This is a genomic window from Arthrospira sp. PCC 8006, from assembly GCF_046480465.1.
Classification (GTDB): domain Bacteria; phylum Cyanobacteriota; class Cyanobacteriia; order Cyanobacteriales; family Microcoleaceae; genus Limnospira; species Limnospira platensis.
In genome coordinates this window covers 1-648 of sequence record NZ_PKGG01000511.1, presented here as the reverse complement: position 1 = coordinate 648, position 648 = coordinate 1, and the positions used below count along the sequence as shown (strand labels likewise).

At 37.5% G+C, this 648-nt stretch carries 1 protein-coding gene; it reads left to right on the top strand.

From position 1 onward, the window contains the following. Positions 1-70: 70 nt before the first annotated feature. A partial coding sequence (locus B9T16_RS29110; RefSeq protein ID WP_410246439.1) for a Uma2 family endonuclease occupies positions 71-648 on the top strand: 578 nt, incomplete at its 3' end.

Below are 648 nucleotides of genomic sequence, written 5' to 3'. Positions count from 1 at the left end.
GCGTGGATTTTACCGAAAAAATTGCCGCAATTTACGAAGATGTTAACTTGAATAATCAATAAATATTAATATGATTGCTACACCCAATTTTGTCAATTTATCCCCAGATGATTACCTAGAACTAGAAGACCAAAGTTCTGTCAAGCATGAATATATTGATGGGGAAGTCTACGCTATGGCGGGTGCAACTGATACCCATGTTACTATTGCTTTAAATATGGCGATCGCACTTCGTAATCATCTCAGAGGTTCTGGTTGTCGGGTGTATATATCAGATATGAAAGTCCGTATTCAAAAAGCAAAAGGTGAGCGTTTTTACTATCCCGATATTCTCGTAACCTGTGACCCTCGTGATAGAGATACCCCCACCTATAAACAATTTCCTAAACTTATCATTGAGGTATTGTCAGACTCCACAGAAGCCTTTGATAGGGGTGATAAATTTATGGACTATCAAAGTATTGATAGCCTACAGGAATATATATTAATTAATACCCGTCATCCTCGCTTAGAGATTTTTCGCCGCCAGGATGACAGTTGGCTATTTAATACTTATAGTTTATCTGAGGATACAGAGAACCCCACTTTTCATATTGTTAGCGTGGATTTTACCGAAAAAATTGCCGCAATTTACGAAGATGTTAACTT